Below are 17,386 nucleotides of genomic sequence, written 5' to 3' on the forward strand. Positions count from 1 at the left end.
TTGCCGTGCTTTTTAGCAATCCGGCTTAGCTCAGTTGGTAGAGCGCTTGACTGTTAATCAAGATGTCGTCAGTTCGAGTCTGACAGCCGGAGCGAGCAAAGAGAGAAAAGAGGACCTGCGGGTTCTCTTTTTTTGTGCTTAAATTTAATAATTAACTTATATTTGGTTCAATCTTTAGTTTCTTAAATGCTGAAATTAAATTCTTAAGTCCGGGTTTCAGTTTTTGCCCATGTTTAACTGCAATAAAATATTTAATTTGAATCAAATTATGATCAACTGGAAGTAAGTTAATAGGTGTTTGAGCCATTCGCTTGATAATGCTGGCAGCTGAAATAGTTAGTCCTACTCCTTTTATTGCTAAATTAGTTGCAGTAATAATACTGCTGCTTTCCAATATAATATTAGGTTTGATATGAAATTTCTGAAATGCACCATTAACTTGATGACGGATTGCAGAATTGCTTGAACTAACAACGAACGGCTCTTGTAAAATGTCTTTAATATCATATTCATTTGGCTCAAGTATAAATCGACCTTTTTTAAAGTATTTTGATCTTGGTGAAATGATTACAAAATAGTTTTCTCCACCGTTAACATAAAAATCCAATCCTTGATTAAGAGACTCAGGTGTTTGACCCAGATAACAATCAATTTGCTCATGTAAAAGATGAGCTTCACTTACTCTAGGAAAGTTTTCTGATAGCTGAATTTTAATATTTGGATGTGTAAACATAAAGTGAGGTAAAAGCTCTGGCAATAAAAATGTTCCCAGGCTTTCTAAAACTCCAATTCGGATTAATTCTTTATTCGGTGATGCATAGGGAATTAACTGTTCAGCTAACTTTTGCTTGTTACTAATTTTTGTTTCCAGATAATTGTAATAAATTACCCCAGCTTCCGTTAATGTAAATGGGATCGTCTCACGATTAATTATTTCAGTTCCCAATTTATGTTCAATTCGCTTAATTAGTTGAGTCAAATATGGCTGTGATATATATAGTTCACTAGCCGCTCTAGTAAAATTACTTTCTTTTAATAGCACATCAATAAAATGTAGGACGGTTTCAGGATTGTTCATATTTTGCCTCCGATAACAATTTTATTATAGCTTGCTTGCTAGAAAACTATTTCCTTTTAATCAGAAAAGTTAGTAAAATTTAACTAATGAGTATTGAAAGAAAGGAAGTATATTAATGATGAAATCAGGAATTTATGAAGTAAAAGCTAAGGGTCATGGCTCTAGTTTTATGCCTATGAAGGTGAAACTTTCTGAAGACAAAATCAAGGAAATAGATATTGATTCCAGTGGCGAAACTGCTGGAGTAGCAGATGAGGTCTTTAAACGTCTGCCCAAGCAAATTATTGCTAATCAAACCTTAAATGTTGATGCAGTTAGTGGAGCTACAATTTCCAGTCATGGCGTGATAGATGGTGTGGCTCAGGCGATTACAAAAGCTGGTGGAGATGCACAAGAATGGCTTAACAGACCAAAGCCAAAAACTGCTAATGCTTCTGACAGAGAATACCAAACTGACGTTGTAGTTATTGGTGCCGGTGGTGCTGGTCTGACTGCAGCTGCTAGAACAATTCAAAATGGTAAAAAAACAATTGTACTGGAAAAATTCCCTCAAATTGGTGGTAATACCACCAGAGCGGGTGGACCTTTAAATGCTGCTGAACCTGAGTGGCAAAATCAATTTAAAGCTTTGCCGGGTGAAAAAGAAAGTTTGGAAAAATTAGCTGCAACTCCAATTGATGAAATTGATCCAGAATATCGTGATGACTTTAAAGAACTGCAAAAGCAAATTAAGGCTTATGTAGATTCTGGTAAAAATTATCTGTTTGATTCAGTATTATTGCATGAAATACAGACTTATTTAGGTGGTAAAAGAACTGACCTGAATGGTAATGAAATTCATGGTAATTATGCCCTGGTTACTGAACTTGTCAATAACGTACTTGAGTCAGTTAAGTGGTTGACTGATTTAGGCGTAAAGTTTGACCGCTCTGATGTTACCATGCCGGTTGGAGCCTTGTGGCGTCGCGGTCATAAGCCAGTTGAACCTATGGGCTATGCCTTTATTCACGTTTTGGGTGATTGGGTAAAAGACCATGGTGCTACAGTTTTAACAGAAACCCGGGCACAGCACTTAATTATTGAAAATGGTAAAGTTACCGGTGTTGTAGCTCAAAGTAGTGAGGGCAGTAAAGTTACCATTCATGCGCAAAAAGTGATTTTAACTTCTGGCGGTTTTGGTGCCAACACCAAAATGGTGCAAAAGTATAACACTTATTGGAAGCATATTGATGATGATATTGCTACCACTAATTCGCCTGCAATTACTGGTGACGGTATTGCCTTAGGTCAAGAGGCTGGTGCTGATTTAGTGGGTATGGGATTTATTCAATTAATGCCTGTTTCAGATCCTAAGACAGGTGAATTATTTACTGGTATTCAAACCCCGCCCGAAAACTTTATTATGGTCAATCAAAAAGGTGAACGCTTCGTTAATGAATTTGCTGAGCGTGATACTTTAGCTAAGGCCGCTATTGCCAATGGCACTTTATTCTACTTAATAGCCGATGAAAAAATAAAAGCAACAGCTTATAACACAACTGAAGAATCACTTGCTGCTCAGGTAAAAGCTGGTACTTTGTTAAAGGCAGACACTTTGGAGGAATTAGCTGAAAAAGCCGGTATGGATCCAGCCACTTTGGTTGATACTATTAAAAAATATAATTCATATGTTGATGCAGGTAGTGATCCAGAATTTGGTAAGAGTGCGTTTAACCTTAAATGTGAGGTTGCACCGTTTTATGCTACTCCGCGTAAGCCGGCCATTCACCATACAATGGGCGGCTTAAGGATCAATCCAAAAGCGCAAGTAATAAACAAAGATGGACAAGTAATTACTGGTCTTTATGCAGCAGGGGAAGTCGCTGGCGGATTACATGCCGGTAATCGTCTAGGTGGTAATTCACTAGCTGATATCTTTACTTTTGGTCGGATTGCTGCTGACAATGCCTGCAGTGAAATTGCAGATAATGATGCAGTGACAGGTGCATCAAAGGAATAAATATTAAACAAAGTTTATAAAAAATAGTTAACCTAATTGGCTAACTATTTTTTTATTTAAAATAAGTATTAATATAATATGTAATAATTATTATATATTAAAAAACAGCTTATAAATAAAGATACCAACTACTGCGCCTAAAGTAGGAGCAACTATTGGCACCCAACTGTAATCCCAGTTTGAAGAACCCTTATTGGGAATAGGCAGAATAGCATGAACTATCCTAGGCTCCAAACCCCTAGCGTAATAAAAACCCAGCCTCTGTTAGCTTGACTTTCTTTGCCATTAGCCGTTGTTTTCTTTTAAAATGAGTTGGCAACTGATCCATTACCAAAAACTATAAAGATAGCTGTCCCCAAAAGTTTGGCAAGATAGCGTGTCATTCAAGTTCCAGTTATAATTTTCCACCTTTAATTAATTAGACTTTGCACAAACTGTAAATCAACTTCAAACATCCCACAAATGAGCAAATTCTAACTGATACATTTAGTTATTAACCCTATTAAATTTAGTTATTACTTTTTAACTTCACTAATAGTAGGGCTTTAAGTGTCTTTTTAACAAATATGATTGACTTATCTAAGTTGGTTATTCTCTTCATAACTTTTTTTCAAGTGCGAAGAACCATATGATATTCTAACTTTTTACTTAATTTTTGAAAAAATACTAAAAACAATCAAAATTTGATATTTGGTTCCGCTTACATGAAAATTATAATTTGAGAGCAAAAAAATGAGTTTAGTATTGTGAAAGGAATCGCGAGATTATGAATTTTAATAAATATGATAATGTTTTGTTAGAAGCCACAGATGGTATAGGAACATTGACTATTAACCGTCCCAAAGTTTTAAACGCCTTAAACTCTGCTACGCTTCAAGACATTGGAGATGCATTAAGAGAGGTAGAATCTCATCCAGATGAAATTAAAGTATTAATTATTACAGGCTCAGGAACAAAGTCTTTTGTTGCTGGAGCTGATATTACAGAAATGCGTAGTATGAATACAATGCAGGCATTAGCACTTTCTAAATTAGCTCATAAGTCATTTGGTGAAATTGAAGATTTACCTCAATTTACTATTGCTGCAGTAAATGGTTATGCACTTGGTGGTGGCTGTGAATTAGCCTCTTCTTGTGATATGCGTATTGGCTCTGCCAAAACAAAATTTGGTCAGCCGGAAGTGGGCTTAGGTACAATTCCTGGCTTTGGTGGTACACAGCGTCTGACTCGTCTAGTTGGACGTGGAAAAGCAAAAGAAATGATTGCAACTTCTACAATGATTTCTGCTGACGAAGCATATCGTATCGGACTTCTTGATGAATTAGTAGAGCCCGAGGAGTTGATGAACAAGGCTCATGAAATAGCAAAGCAAGTTATGAAAAATGGCATGATTGCAGTTGCTTTAGCCAAATATTCTGTTGATCGTGGTGCAGATTTACCACTTGATGTAGCTGTAGATATGGAATCACAACTATTTGCAGAAACTTTTGCTACTCAAGATCAAACTGAAGGAATGAATGCTTTTGTCGAAAAAAGAGATTCCAAGTTCACAGGTAAATAATTAAAAAATTTTAAGGAGATTAATATGAATCGCGTTACCAATTTATTAAGAATTAAGTATCCAGTCATTCAAGGTGCCATGCAAGAAGTCGCTACAGCTGAGCTAGCTTCAGCTGTTTCTAATGGTGGTGGCCTCGGTATAATTGCTGCAGGTGGGAAAACACCTGAACAAGTCAGAGAAGAAATAAGAAAAGCTAAGAAACTCACTGATAAACCATTTGCTGTTAACTTGATGTTGATGGATAAGAATACTCCCAATGTTGTTAAGGTTTTAATTGAAGAGGGAGTAAAAATTGTTACTACCGGCGCAGGAACTCCAAAACCTTATATGACAGACTTAAAGGCTGCAGGTGTAAAAGTAATGCCTGTTATTCCAAATGTCAAAATTGCTAAAAAAATGGAAGAATTGGGTGCTGATGCAGTTATTGTTGAGGGCATGGAAGCCGGTGGTCACATTGGTAATACCACTTCGATTGTTCTGTGGCCTCAAATTGCTGATGCAATTTCTATCCCGTTAATCGCTGCTGGTGGTATCGGAGATGGTCGTGGTGTTGTTGAAGCCTTTGTTGCAGGAGCAGAAGGAGTTCAATGCGGTACTATTTTCTCAATTGCCAAAGAAAGTCCTGTTGGTGATAATTGGCGCAAGGCTGTCATTGATGCAACAGACACTGGTACTGCAGTGGTTGGAACTTCAATTAAAGGCGGTGCTACTCGTGGTATTGCTAATGAAGAGGCATTAAAGTTGATGGAATTAGAAAAGACTGGTGTCTCTCGTGATGAGTTTAACGCAGCAATGAATAAAGCTTTGTATAAAGGCGTTAGAGAAGATGATCCGAAAGAAAGCTTCTTTATGTCTGGTGAAGTTGCAGGATTGGTCAAAGAGTCAAAACCAGCCGCTCAAATTATACAAGACCTAATGGATGATGCTCAAAGAGTTATTAAAAAGGGTATTGAAATTTTTTAGAAAGTTTGAGAGGCAAGCATTATAGTCGAAGAAAATTTAAGAATCGGATTATCTGGTACATTTACCAAACAAGTCACAGAAGACATAGTTCAGCAATTTGCTGAACTTAGTGGTGACCATAATCCTGTTCACATGGATGAAGAATTTGCAAAAAAAACACAATTTAAACATAGAATTGCACACGGAATGATTACTGCTGCTTTTATTTCTACCTGTTTAGCAGAGCATATTCCGGGGCAAGAAAGCTGTATTTATCTAGATCAGAGCCTTAAGTTTGTCAAACCTGTGTATTTAAATGATGTATTAACAGTCAAATGTACGATTACTGAATTTATTCCTAAAAAAAAGTTTACCATTGTGGTATATGATACTACAGTAACAAACCAAGATAATGTAGTTGTTACTAGCGGTCAGGCACAATGTATGGCTACTAAATAAATTTATGTGTAAAATGCCTTGCACTAACTAGAATTTAACTAGTTATGTGCAAGGTTTTTTATTAATACTATAACTTTCAGTTATACGTATAGTGAAAATTATATATTTCACAATCTATGCTTGTAAGCGGTACCCTAACTGTGTCGGAACAATGTATGAATGACATGGTTCGGGTAATTATTGGTTTGAAATTAATTTTTTGATTACATCAATTGCTCTCAACAATCTTAAAAAACTCATTTTTATTAGTTGTAATTGAATAAATTAAGTTTTAGCTCATTAGGAGGATTTATCTGATGGCAATTCAATTTATTAACAGTCAAAAAGCTGCGGAATTAATTCCAGATAATGCAGTTATTGCACTAGATGGACTTTTAGGGGCTGACAGTCCGGAAGAAATTTTAGAATACTTGAGAGCAAGATATAAAAAAGAAGGACATCCTAAAGGACTAGATGTTTGGCATGCTTCAGGCATAGGCGATAGTAAACATAGGGGAACTAACAATTTTGCAGAAAAAGGTTTTCTTCATCGTTTAGTGGGCGGACATTATGCTTTGGCTCCTGAGTTAGCCCCATTATCTGAAGCTAACGATTTTGAAGCTTTTAATTTCCCACAAGGAGTCTTGTCACAAATATTTAGGGATTCAGCTGCACATAAGCCTGTTTTGATTACTAATGTAGGCTTAGGTACTTTTGTTGATCCAAAAATTAGTGGTGGAAGATTAAATGATGCAGCTAAAAAAGCAACACTAGTTAATAGAATAAATATTCACGGTAAAGATTATTTAGCTTATGAAGTACCAAAACCAAATATAGCTCTTTTACGCGGTACATATGCTGATGAAGATGGCAATATTACCTTTGATGATGAGCCATTGACTTTGGTTGCTACAGCAGTCGCTATGGCTGCTCATAATAATGGTGGCAAAGTTTTTGTTCAAGTTAAACGTGTTGTAAAAAGTGGCTCTATGAATCCTAAAGATATTAGAATTCCTGGTGTTTTAGTTGATTATGTTGTTGAAACCGAAAATAAAGATATGACAAGGCAAACTACTGATACAATATATAATCCTGATTTTGTTAATTCTGCTGTCGTTAAAGAAGCTGATGAAATTAATGTGCCCTTAGATAGCAAAAAAGTAATCGCTCGTAGAGCTACATGTATCCTTGATCAGAGGACAGATCATGTTGTTAACTTTGGCATAGGGAAATATCCAGAGACATGTTCATTAGTTTTAAAAGAAGAAGGTTTATTAGACAATATTGTTACTACAGTTGAAGGAGGTTCGTTTGGTGGTACTCCGTTAGTTGGTGGTGACTTTGGTGCCGCTATTGCTCCACAAGCAATTATCGATGAGCCATACATGTTTGACTTTTATGACGGTGGTGGTATTGATTTAACGTTTTTAGGCTTAGCTGAGGCTGATAGAAAAGGAAACTTGAATGTTTCTAAATTTGGTCCAAAAGTTGCAGGTACAGGAGGTTTTGTTGACATTACACAAAATACACCTAAGATAGTTTTCACCGGTACATTTACTGCAGCTGGTTTAAAGGAAGAAGTCAAAGATGGCAAGCTTCATATAATTAAAGAAGGAAAAGTTAAGAAATTTGTTAAAGATGTTCAGCAAGTAACTTTTTCAGGTGAAGTAGCATATGAAAACAATCAAAAAGTTTGGTATGTAACTGAGCGTGCTGTATTTGAACTGGTTAAAGATGGGTTGAAGTTAATAGAAATTGCACCTGGTATAGATTTACAAAAAGATATCCTTGATCAAATGGAATTCAAGCCGATTATTAGTGATAATCTGAAAGAAATGGATCCTAGAATTTTTCAAGAACCTATTATGAATATTAAAAATAATAGTTAGTTTTATTAAGTTAAGCTAATAAAAGAAACAGTATTTTAAATGATTTAAGAAAATACATTTAATGCTGCTTTTTTTATAAATCTGAATATTAATGAAAGTAGGAAAGCTTATCTTGGATATTAATCAAATTAAATATTTACTTGCGATAGTAGATAATGATTTTAATTTAACTAAAAGTGCTGAGATCTTACATGTTTCTCAGCCAGCAATTAGTAAGTCAATTAAGGATATTGAGTTTAGACAAGGAATAAAAGTCTTTAAGCATAAAAAAGGCAGAATTGTCGGTCTTACCCGTTATGGCCTAGCCCTAGTCAATGAATCAAGAAAAGTATACCAACAGTATATTGAAATGATGGAAAAACTAAATCGCTTTTCTGAAGAAAAAAATGGAACAGTTAAAATCGGTATTGCTCCTGTGATTAATTCAATCGTCTTTAACGATGCGTTGATTTCTTTCATTAATTCTAATCCTGGTATTGAACTTAAACTTGTTGAATGTGGTGCTTATAGCCTGCAGAAAATGCTTGCCTTAGGAGATATTGATTTGGCTGTAATTGTTTCTCCAGCAACAATCGAGGGTATTTATGAGAATTTAATTTATGAAAGCAGTGTTCGAGTTTGGTTTAATTCTAATCATCGTTTTAACAAGATAAAGGAAAAAGTGATACCTTTTACCGAAGTTGAAAAAGAAAAAATAGTAACTTTGACTGACAGCTTTATGGTTACCTTCCAGTTAAATAAAAGATTCAGGGGAGATCGAATAAAGCCTAATTATTTTTTACAAACTGTTTCTTGGGACTTAGTTTTAAACCTAGTACAGCGAGATTCAGGCTTAATTGGAATTTTGGCTGCTCCCATAGGACAAAATTACAGCGATAAGGAAATTAAGAGTAAAGAAATGACCCCAACTTTCCCTTGGAGAATTTCGCTTTGTAATACTATTACATCCATCGAAAGTCCTACTGTTGATTACACTAAAAAATGGTTTTTGAAATATTTTTCTAAGTATAAAAAAATTTCAATTGAAAGCTAGAAAGAATAAAAAATGTTAATGCAAATTGCCAATAGAAAAATATACTATGAAATAACTGGGACAGGCCCCGCAATTGTTTTTTTTCATGGTTTTGGCGGGAATCATGTTGTGTGGGCAGGACAAGTGCCGTACTTAGTGAAGCACGGTTATCAAACAATTACTTTTGACTTGGCAGGTCATGGTAAGTCAAAAGGACCAGCAATAAGCAACATGGTTGAGCTTGCAGATGAGGCAGCTGAATTAATTACGAATTTAGATTTGAAATCCATAATTTTAATTGGTCATTCTATGGGAGCAGGTCTAGTATGGGCAATTTTAAAATATCATCCTGAACTCAATATAGTTAAAATTATTACAATTGATCAATCACCTAAAATGCTTAACGATGAAGAATGGCATTATGGTTGGGTTCACGGTCAGATAGAACTTACACAATATAATTTTAAAGATGTATTGTCATATTATGACCATATTAAAGAAACGCTTAATGTTATTGATGATCAAGTTTGGTCTAAACTTTACCCGTTTAAGCAAAAATATCCCTTTAAGCGAGAGAAAAATATGTCGCTGCTATTTGATCATGTTCAAAAAGATTGGCGTCCAACAGTCTATGGTATTCACATACCTGCACTTTCAATCAGTTCAACTAAAAGTCCTTATTTTAAGATAGGATATGTTACTGAAATGCAAAAACATAATAAGAATATTGAAATAAATACAGTTGATGATGCAGGTCATGACATAATGGCAGAAAAACCGGCAGAATTTAATCATTTGTTGGGGAAATTTTTAGGAATTGAATAAAAAATATGATGGTGTTTTTCCAGAAAGTTTTGATTCTATTAATAATGGTCATTTTGATATTATTGCGAAAGCTACCAAAATACTAATGAAAAGCGTCTTTTTCAGTTGCTAAAAGATATCAATTTGTGAAAGAAACTATTCAGAAATTGGCAAATGTAAATATGGGGATAACGCAAGTAATCTTAACCATGGAAGCTTTAGATAAATTAAATGCAGATGTTATTTTCCGTGAAGTTCGAAACGAATAAAACTTTATCTATGAGCAGAAAATAGTAGCCTTGAATAAAAATTTTGAAATGGTCATTTTGTTTTCTAATTCTGATAGCCGTTTTATTTTTTCTGGCTTGATAAATGGAATGACACATATTTATAGTGATGTTTCTAAATTTGTACCTGTCAAAGTTAATGCTGCACTTAAAATGTCAAAATAAATTAATATGGAGTGAAAAAATATGAAACGAAAAAATACAGTTAAATTAGCAATAACTGCCGTTTTTTTGGCAATACTGATTTTACAAACTTTTGTACCTAATATTGGTTACATTCGTATCTTGCCTGCACTTCCAGCTATTACTACTGTTCCTCTGACAGTCGCAATTTATAGTAGTTTACTTGGACCAAGCTATAATATTGTTTTTGGGCTATTTTGGGGATTAACTAGATTGATAGTGGCATATACACAACCAGGCGATATGGTTAGCTTATTGCTGTTTCGAAATCCAATAATAGCTTTAGTGCCAAGTATGTTTGCTGGCTTTTTACCGAGCTTATTGACAAATTACTTTACACAAAAAAATTTAGAAATTAAAAGTTGGGTATATTCATTAAATGGAGGCATAGCGTCAATAACTAATACGTTGCTAGTTATTATATTGGCAAGTTTGTTTTTTATGAAAAACCCCAATGAATTAATTTCACATATAGGAAATTTTACTGCAGGAATGCCACTATTCCTAGTTTTACTAACATCTTTAGGAATAAACGGATTAATTGAGGCAATTTTTACAGCAGTAGTCACACCTGTAATTGTTTCTCCTTTGCATTATATAATGGAAAGAGCATAGAATATGAAAAATTTTACGAAAGTTTCCCGATATGATTGGTCCCAGACAGAGAATAAAACTAGTGAAATCAGCAAAAGTGAATTAAAGAGTCTTACTTCATTAGGAGATATAGTTAATACCACTGATATCAATGAAATTTATAGTCCGTTAGTACATTATTTATATCTTTTTGTCCATAATGACAAATTACTGTTAAAATCAATGAATCATTTTATTAATGCTAATAATGTTAATAAGCCTTTCATAATTGGTATTTCCGGTCCTGTAGCAGTAGGTAAGTCTACGGTTTCCAGATTATTAAAAGTGTTACTTAAACGTCTGTATCCTACACTTAAAGTACAACTCATGACAACGGACGGCTTTTTATATCCAAACCGAGATTTGCAGAAGAAGAAGCTAATGGACAGTAAAGGATTTCCTGAATCGTATAATATGAAGTTATTAGCAGATTTTCTCTCGGATGTGGCAACAGGACAAAAGGAAGTTTTTTATCCCTTATATTCACATGAATTGTCTGACATAGTTCCTGGGAGCTATGGGAAAATAACTAATCCGGATATATTGATTATTGAAGGAATAAACACTTTACAAATCCCACCTAATAAAATGATAGCAACAAGTGACTTTTTTAATTTCTCGATTTACATAGATGCAAACGAAAAACTGATCAGAACTTGGTTTTTACAGCGTTTTGTTCATCTCTTAGTTATGAATCAAAACAATCCTTCAAGTTTTTATTACTCTTGGTCAAATAAACCAAAAAGCCAAGCAGTCGAAATGGCTGAAAAAGTTTGGCAAACTGTAAATTTAGTTAATTTGCGAGAATATATAGAACCTACAAAAGGTAGAGCAAATGTTATACTGCATAAGACATTAGATCATAAGATTAACTATGTATACTTACGTAATTATTAAAAAAGGAAGGCTTGTGCTTTCCTTTTTATATGTATCCACGTTCTAGAGCTACAAAAATGGTAACAATTAATAAATCTGCACAGCCGCCTAAACTATAATTGTGGGCCAAACAGTCATCATTTAATTTTTGCAGGCTTTTTTTACCAGCTGGAGAAGCATAACCACCTAGCTCTAAATATTTATTAGCTGCTTGATGTAGCCAGTCAGTTACATTATAATTTCCAGCTCGCTTAATCAAATTACTGTCAACCGTGACTGTTGCTATCTTCATTAGGGTATCAAGGAATCTCGTTTGGAGCGTTCCCTTACTGTTTTTTAAAAAGGGTAAAGCTACTTCACGTACAATGGGATAGCCTCGTTCAGCTTGAGCACGAGCCCCGCCAATATGATAATGTTCAAATTCTTTTTCACCTGCTGTTTTTAACTCATTATTTTGAATCAGATCATGCTGTACAAGTCCTTTACACATCTTGCTGATAGTCAGAAATAGTTCAGTATTGTTTGTCATACTGTAGCTTTCAGCGCAGACAAAAATGCCTAGAGCAAAAATTGCTCCTTTATGTGTATTGGCGCCGTGAGTTGCAGCAAACATTTCTTTTTCAGCAGTAATACCTCTTTGTCTTAATTTATAAAACATTTGGGTTAAATCAGTCGATTGAAAATTTTGTCCAATTTCAACAGCAGTAGAAAAATATGCCTCTAAGCTTAAACTGCTGTCAATAAAAGTATAAATATTCATGTCGGGATGCGGACCTTGGCTGATGGGGTCTACTAAACCAGGTTTTGGTGCGGTAACAGATTCATATAAGAGTGAGCGTAAAGCATTTTTTGTAATTGAATTAGTCATAAGTATCTATATTTAAATCATTAATTAGTTTAATAACATCATTTTCAGTATAAACTATTTTAAAATTAAATTTAATTACCTGTAATTTATTTCTTTAGCGAATTAATCTAAAGCATTAAAAAGCCACATATCAAATAACCTTGATATGTGGCTTTTTCTAATGCTATAAAAAATTAATTTTATTTACTAAGTTTGCCAAACAGTTTCTTATAGCGAATTGCAATTAACAGTGTATCAATAAATCCTATTAAAGCAATAATTACGTCTAAGAACATAACATTTTTCATATTGCCAATCCAGCCTATGAAAAGCGGAATGGTAAAGGAAGCGATGGAACCTGCAGTATAAAAGAATCCAGTGACTGTACCTTTACCGGCAGGGAAAAATTCAGCCATAACAGTTAAAGCTAATTGCATTACTCCACCAGCTGCAAAGAATCCTACTAGAAACGCTAAAATGATCATCAAGGCAGCATTAGTTGGAAATAGCCACATTAATAAAATGGAGACAAAAGCTCCCAGAGTGTAGACTGGCACAAATTGAATTTCACTAATCTTTTTACCTAAAACAGCAGTTAAAAGAACACAACAAATTGAACCTAGGGAATACCATGAGACTAAGGAATGGGCAGATGCTTGAGCCATGTCACCAACTTGTTGACCATATTGTGTGAGCATTTGACTTACTAAATAGAAAGTTGCTTGAGAAATATATCCGTAAATGATAAATAATGTACCATCAATCCAGACGTTGCTTGCAATATTGTTACTTGCTTGTTCTTCAGCTTTTTCAGCTTTCTCTTCATCTTCTTTGGTAACTTCATTTGAATCTGGAAAAGCTCCACCAAATAGGAAATATAAAAAAGTAACTACTAGAATTGCAGCTGGAATTATAAATGACCAACCATACCACATGTGTGCAGCGGCGAGTCCGCTAACAATAAATGGTAATAGAAACTGACCAGCAGAAATAAAGGCTTTTAAAACAACATTTGATGTACCCTTTGAGTTGGGATATATTTCCATAAGTCCAGGATACGTACCCGTATCCAAAAATGAATTAGCCATTCCAGCTAAAATACCTAGAATGTATGCTATGACCGTATTGGGTGAAAGTAGAATACCAATAAAAAAGATAAAGTAAGTCACAATACCTAGTTGGACGAAAGGCTTACGTCCAAATTTGTCCGATAAAACACCTGAAATTAATAAATTAATAATCCTGCCTATACCTAAGGCAGAAACTACTGCTAGAGCAGCTGTTTGACTTGTACCCCATTGTTTAGCTAAAGCGGCAGCATTTTGTGATAATATTATCACTCCCATACCATGAACAAAATAGTTAAAATACAAGGCAAGAGCTGTAGGCGTATATTTATTTTTCATACTTTTCTCCTATTCTCCTAAAAATTTTATTTATCTTCGTCTGAAAACATAATTTCACGAATATAATCTGTTGGCATCTCTTTACCGGTCCACAGCTTAAATGAGGCCGCTCCCTGATCAATCATCATGCCAATGCCATCAAAAACATGCTTAACTCCAGCTTTTTGAGCCACTTTCATTAATTTGGTAGTTCTAGGAGCATAAACTGTGTCAAACACCACCATGTCTTCATGGAACCAGGAAGGATCTGAAACCAGCGTCTTATCTTCAAGTGGCTTCATACCAACGCTGGTGGCATCACAATAAATATCGCTTTCTGCAATTGATTGTTTAAATGCTTCCTGATCAGTCAGCTCAGTTAAAGAAACCTGGCAATTAGTTTTTTCTTGAATGGTTTTGACGTTCTTTTCAGCCTGAGCCCACTTGTCATCTTTAATGTTAAAAATTCTGATTTCTTTAGCACCATCTAAAGCCGATTGAACAGCTATTGGGGTTGCGGCACCGCCGGCACCGGCTAAAGTCATCACTTTGCCTTTAATGTCAATGCCTTCATCCTTAAGTGACTGGACAAAGCCAATGCCATCAGTAGTGTAGCCCGTCAAAACGCCATGGTCGTTCACAATAGTATTAACCGCATCACACATCTCAGAAGCTGGCGATAATTTATCAAGGTACTGGATTACCTCTTTTTTATTGGGCATCGAAACGTTTGAGCCACGCATATCTAAAGTGCGGATAGCGTCAACTGCACCTTTTAATTTATCATTGCCAATTTCAAAACAGAGATAAGTATAATTCAAGCCCAACTTAGCAAAGGCATTGTTGTGCATTGTAGGTGACATTGAATGCCGAATAGGATATGCCATTAAGCCAATTAAGTAGGTATGGCCATCTAGCCAGCCAGTAATCGGACCAGTAACACCAGTAATTTTATTAGCCATTATATTTCTCCTTTTTATAATATATAAGTATTCTATTTTATGTTATCGCTTGCAAAGTTAGAATAAATAAAGCTAATTTGTATTATTAATAGAAATGCTTTATGATTTAGATAATACTTAATGTAAAGTGAGCCACTTATGAATTTAAAACATTTACAGTTTTTCGTAGAATTAGCACATACGGAACATATGGCAAAAGCTGCTGAAAATTTGGGTATATCGCAGCCTTCTTTGTCATATGCTATTTCTAATATTGAACATGAATTAGGAGCTCCTTTATTTGAAAAAGATGGCAGAAATATCAAGTTAACTAATTACGGTAAGATATATTTAAAATATGTAGAAGAAAGCCTAAATAAGCTAAAACAAGGCTCCAAGTATATTAATGAATTGTTAGACATTAATAGTGGTCATATCAATTTAGGATTTACTTATACTTTGGGTCAAGATTTATTACCACATCTAGTAAGTGTTTTTAAGAAGCAAGAGGAGAATAAAAATATAAAATTCTCTTTTAAACAGGATACTACTGAACATCTGATTAATGACATTTTAAATGATAAATTGGATCTTGTATGTAGCTCTATGCCAGAGCAAAATTTAGATCAATTGTGTGTTCATCATTTGGTTGATCAACAAATGAAAGTAGCTGTACCACTGCAATGTAGCTTAGCAAATAAAAAAAGTTTGTATATAAAGGAATTAGAAAAATGTCCATTTATAATGTACTCACATAAAAGCGGATTAAGGCCAAAGATTGATCAAATTTTTTCTACTGTAAATTTTAAACCTAAAGTTGCATTAGAAGCAGTTGAAGATCATGCTATTATAGGATTTGTTCATTGGGGATTTGGAATTGCTATTGTCCCTAATTTGCCACAACTTAATGATAAAACAGTTAAACTTTTAGATATAAAAGATAAAATTGCTAAACATAGTTTGTATATCATTACAAAAAACAATCATTTCTTGTCGCCGGTTGTTAATAAATTTCAAAATTTTGCACAACATTATTGCCAAGAAAATTATATTAATAAAAATAAGTTGATATAGTTAAAAATATTAATTAAAGCACAAACATTATTAAAAAACTTACAGAGGGAATCAATAGATAAATTGTATTAATTTAATAGAATTCCTTTATTTTTATTGCCCTAAAATTGTGTCATATTTAAGGTAGTTTTGAAAGCGATTTATTTATGGGGGATAAATTTATGAAAAGGTCTATTACTTATGAAGTTGCCGTGGTAGGCGGAGGAGCAGCTGGTATTGCTGCTGCTCTTGCTTCAGCTAAAGCAGGTGCCAAAACAATTTTAATTGAGCGCGCTTCCGCTTTAGGCGGTCAGGGTGTTAATTCACAAGTTGCTGCATATTGTGGCTTTTATACTAGAGGTCAGAATCCAGATAAGGTTGTTGGTGGAATTGGTGATTTAGTTTTGAAAAAAATGAATGCTGCAGGTATGGATATTACACCTCATCCATCACCATCCACTGGCAATGTTTCAATCAAGTTCGATCCAGAAAAAATGAAATTTATTTTTGATGATTTGTTTCTTCAAAGTAAAGCAGACTTACTTCTTCATACAAGTTTGGTAGGGGTTAACAAAAAGGACAAAAAGATAAAAAGCTTAATTTGTTATGATGATGAAGGATTAATAGAAGTACATGCGAACTCTTTTGTTGATGCGAGTGGTAATGCAAACTTGATTCATTTAGCAGGATTAAAAACTAATTGGGGAGATGAAAATACTCATGCTGTTCAGCAAGCTTCTCTTGCGTTTAGAGTAAATAATATTCCTGCTAGAAATATTTTAATGAGTGAAATCCAGAGTGCAGTAAAAAAGGGTAAAGAAGAGGGTATCCCATATTTAACCAAAGAAAAGGGAGTTTTTATTAAAAATAATGGTGATGATTATGGCTTTCTCACTCTGCCAAGTGTTGATTTAAATTCTCTAGATGGTAGCAATTTGACTAATGCTGAAATTATGCTTAGGAAGAAAGTCCAAAGCTATTTTCTGATTGTTAAAAAATATATTAAGGGTTGTGAAAATGCATTTCTCGTAAGTTCTGGCCCCAATATAGGAATTCGTGAATCCAGACGAATGATTGGAGACACCACTTTGCATGGTAAAGATATTTTAAATGTAGTTAAAAGAAAAGATAGTATCGGAAGGGCAGCATGGAGCCCAGAAATTCATCATACTAATAATCAAGTTGAATACAAGCATATGCCAGATAATGACTATGCCAGCATTCCACTGGGCTCATTAAAGGCAAAAGATATTGATAATATTTGGGGGGCTGGACGCTTGATCTCGGTTGATCATGTAGCTCAAGCTTCTATAAGAGTCATGGGAACTAGCTATATTACTGGACAAGCAGCTGGAATAGCAGCTGGACTTCAGAGTAAAGATACTGATGAAAAAAACTTTTGTGCTGATGCGGTTCAGAAGGAACTTAAAGCTCAAAGAGCACTTTTATAGCGGGAGG

At 34.5% G+C, this 17,386-nt stretch carries 15 protein-coding genes, 1 tRNA gene and 1 pseudogene; 12 read left to right on the forward strand and 5 right to left on the reverse strand.

Features of this window, described 5'->3' with window-relative positions; translation table 11 throughout:
* Nucleotides 1-19: 19 nt before the first annotated feature.
* A tRNA-Asn gene (locus JF76_RS00500) sits at nucleotides 20-92 on the forward strand.
* Between the two features lie 59 nt (nucleotides 93-151).
* Here the strand turns inward: JF76_RS00500 and JF76_RS00505 are convergent.
* Complete coding sequence (locus tag JF76_RS00505; protein WP_045927340.1) at nucleotides 152-1,078, reverse strand: LysR family transcriptional regulator; 927 nt, start codon at nucleotides 1,076-1,078, stop codon at nucleotides 152-154.
* Nucleotides 1,079-1,196: 118 nt separating this feature from the next.
* Between JF76_RS00505 and JF76_RS00510 the strand changes: the two genes are divergently transcribed.
* Nucleotides 1,197-3,077, forward strand: a complete 1,881-nt coding sequence (locus JF76_RS00510) for a flavocytochrome c (protein ID WP_045928877.1) — start codon at nucleotides 1,197-1,199, stop codon at nucleotides 3,075-3,077.
* Nucleotides 3,078-3,167: 90 nt separating this feature from the next.
* On the opposite strand, the pseudogene JF76_RS10175 reads toward JF76_RS00510, so the two are convergent.
* Nucleotides 3,168-3,320: pseudogene (locus tag JF76_RS10175) on the reverse strand (aquaporin family protein); the annotation flags it as partial.
* 523 nt (nucleotides 3,321-3,843) lie between these two features.
* On the opposite strand from JF76_RS10175, the gene JF76_RS00515 reads away from it, so the two are divergent.
* From JF76_RS00515 to coaA, 8 genes are all read left to right on the forward strand, one after another.
* Nucleotides 3,844-4,638: an enoyl-CoA hydratase-related protein gene (locus tag JF76_RS00515; protein WP_045927341.1), complete on the forward strand. Its 795-nt coding sequence runs from the start codon at nucleotides 3,844-3,846 to the stop codon at nucleotides 4,636-4,638.
* 24 nt (nucleotides 4,639-4,662) lie between these two features.
* A complete protein-coding gene (locus JF76_RS00520) occupies nucleotides 4,663-5,601 on the forward strand; it encodes a nitronate monooxygenase (RefSeq protein WP_045927342.1) in 939 nt (312 codons plus the stop codon).
* A 42-nt stretch (nucleotides 5,602-5,643) separates the two neighbouring features.
* Nucleotides 5,644-6,039 (forward strand): MaoC family dehydratase, encoded by a 396-nt coding sequence (locus JF76_RS00525; RefSeq protein WP_279625414.1) that lies wholly within the window; start codon nucleotides 5,644-5,646, stop codon nucleotides 6,037-6,039.
* A gap of 296 nt (nucleotides 6,040-6,335) precedes the next feature.
* Complete coding sequence (locus tag JF76_RS00530; RefSeq protein ID WP_045927344.1) at nucleotides 6,336-7,907, forward strand: acyl CoA:acetate/3-ketoacid CoA transferase; 1,572 nt, start codon at nucleotides 6,336-6,338, stop codon at nucleotides 7,905-7,907.
* Nucleotides 7,908-8,019: 112 nt separating this feature from the next.
* Nucleotides 8,020-8,940 (forward strand): LysR family transcriptional regulator, encoded by a 921-nt coding sequence (locus JF76_RS00535; protein WP_045927345.1) that lies wholly within the window; start codon nucleotides 8,020-8,022, stop codon nucleotides 8,938-8,940.
* Between the two features lie 12 nt (nucleotides 8,941-8,952).
* Nucleotides 8,953-9,744: an alpha/beta fold hydrolase gene (locus JF76_RS00540; RefSeq protein WP_045927346.1), complete on the forward strand. Its 792-nt coding sequence runs from the start codon at nucleotides 8,953-8,955 to the stop codon at nucleotides 9,742-9,744.
* A gap of 452 nt (nucleotides 9,745-10,196) precedes the next feature.
* Entirely contained in the window at nucleotides 10,197-10,808 is a 612-nt protein-coding gene (locus tag JF76_RS00545; RefSeq protein ID WP_045927347.1) for an ECF transporter S component, read from the forward strand.
* A 3-nt stretch (nucleotides 10,809-10,811) separates the two neighbouring features.
* Complete coding sequence (gene coaA, locus JF76_RS00550; RefSeq protein ID WP_045927348.1) at nucleotides 10,812-11,723, forward strand: type I pantothenate kinase; 912 nt, start codon at nucleotides 10,812-10,814, stop codon at nucleotides 11,721-11,723.
* Between the two features lie 25 nt (nucleotides 11,724-11,748).
* Here the strand turns inward: coaA and JF76_RS00555 are convergent, their stop codons facing one another.
* The 3 genes from JF76_RS00555 to JF76_RS00565 all read right to left on the reverse strand — a co-directional run bounded on the left by JF76_RS00555 (nucleotide 11,749) and on the right by JF76_RS00565 (nucleotide 14,896).
* Nucleotides 11,749-12,570, reverse strand: a complete 822-nt coding sequence (locus JF76_RS00555) for a triphosphoribosyl-dephospho-CoA synthase (protein WP_045927349.1) — start codon at nucleotides 12,568-12,570, stop codon at nucleotides 11,749-11,751.
* Nucleotides 12,571-12,749: 179 nt separating this feature from the next.
* The gene (locus JF76_RS00560; RefSeq protein WP_045927350.1) at nucleotides 12,750-13,955 is read right to left on the reverse strand and encodes an MFS transporter; all 1,206 of its coding nucleotides are present in this window, start codon (nucleotides 13,953-13,955) and stop codon (nucleotides 12,750-12,752) included.
* A 26-nt stretch (nucleotides 13,956-13,981) separates the two neighbouring features.
* Nucleotides 13,982-14,896: a shikimate dehydrogenase gene (locus JF76_RS00565; protein WP_045927351.1), complete on the reverse strand. Its 915-nt coding sequence runs from the start codon at nucleotides 14,894-14,896 to the stop codon at nucleotides 13,982-13,984.
* A 138-nt stretch (nucleotides 14,897-15,034) separates the two neighbouring features.
* Between JF76_RS00565 and JF76_RS00570 the strand changes: the two genes are divergently transcribed.
* Both JF76_RS00570 and JF76_RS00575 read left to right on the forward strand, forming a co-directional pair.
* Nucleotides 15,035-15,949, forward strand: a complete 915-nt coding sequence (locus tag JF76_RS00570; protein WP_045927352.1) for a LysR family transcriptional regulator — start codon at nucleotides 15,035-15,037, stop codon at nucleotides 15,947-15,949.
* 161 nt (nucleotides 15,950-16,110) lie between these two features.
* On the forward strand, nucleotides 16,111-17,379 hold the full coding sequence (locus JF76_RS00575) for an FAD-dependent oxidoreductase (RefSeq protein WP_045927353.1): 1,269 nt from the start codon (nucleotides 16,111-16,113) through the stop codon (nucleotides 17,377-17,379).
* The last annotated feature ends 7 nt before the right edge of the window (nucleotides 17,380-17,386 follow it).

The sequence above is a fragment of the Lactobacillus kullabergensis genome (assembly GCF_000967195.1).
In the GTDB taxonomy this organism is placed as follows: Bacteria; Bacillota; Bacilli; order Lactobacillales; family Lactobacillaceae; genus Lactobacillus; species Lactobacillus kullabergensis.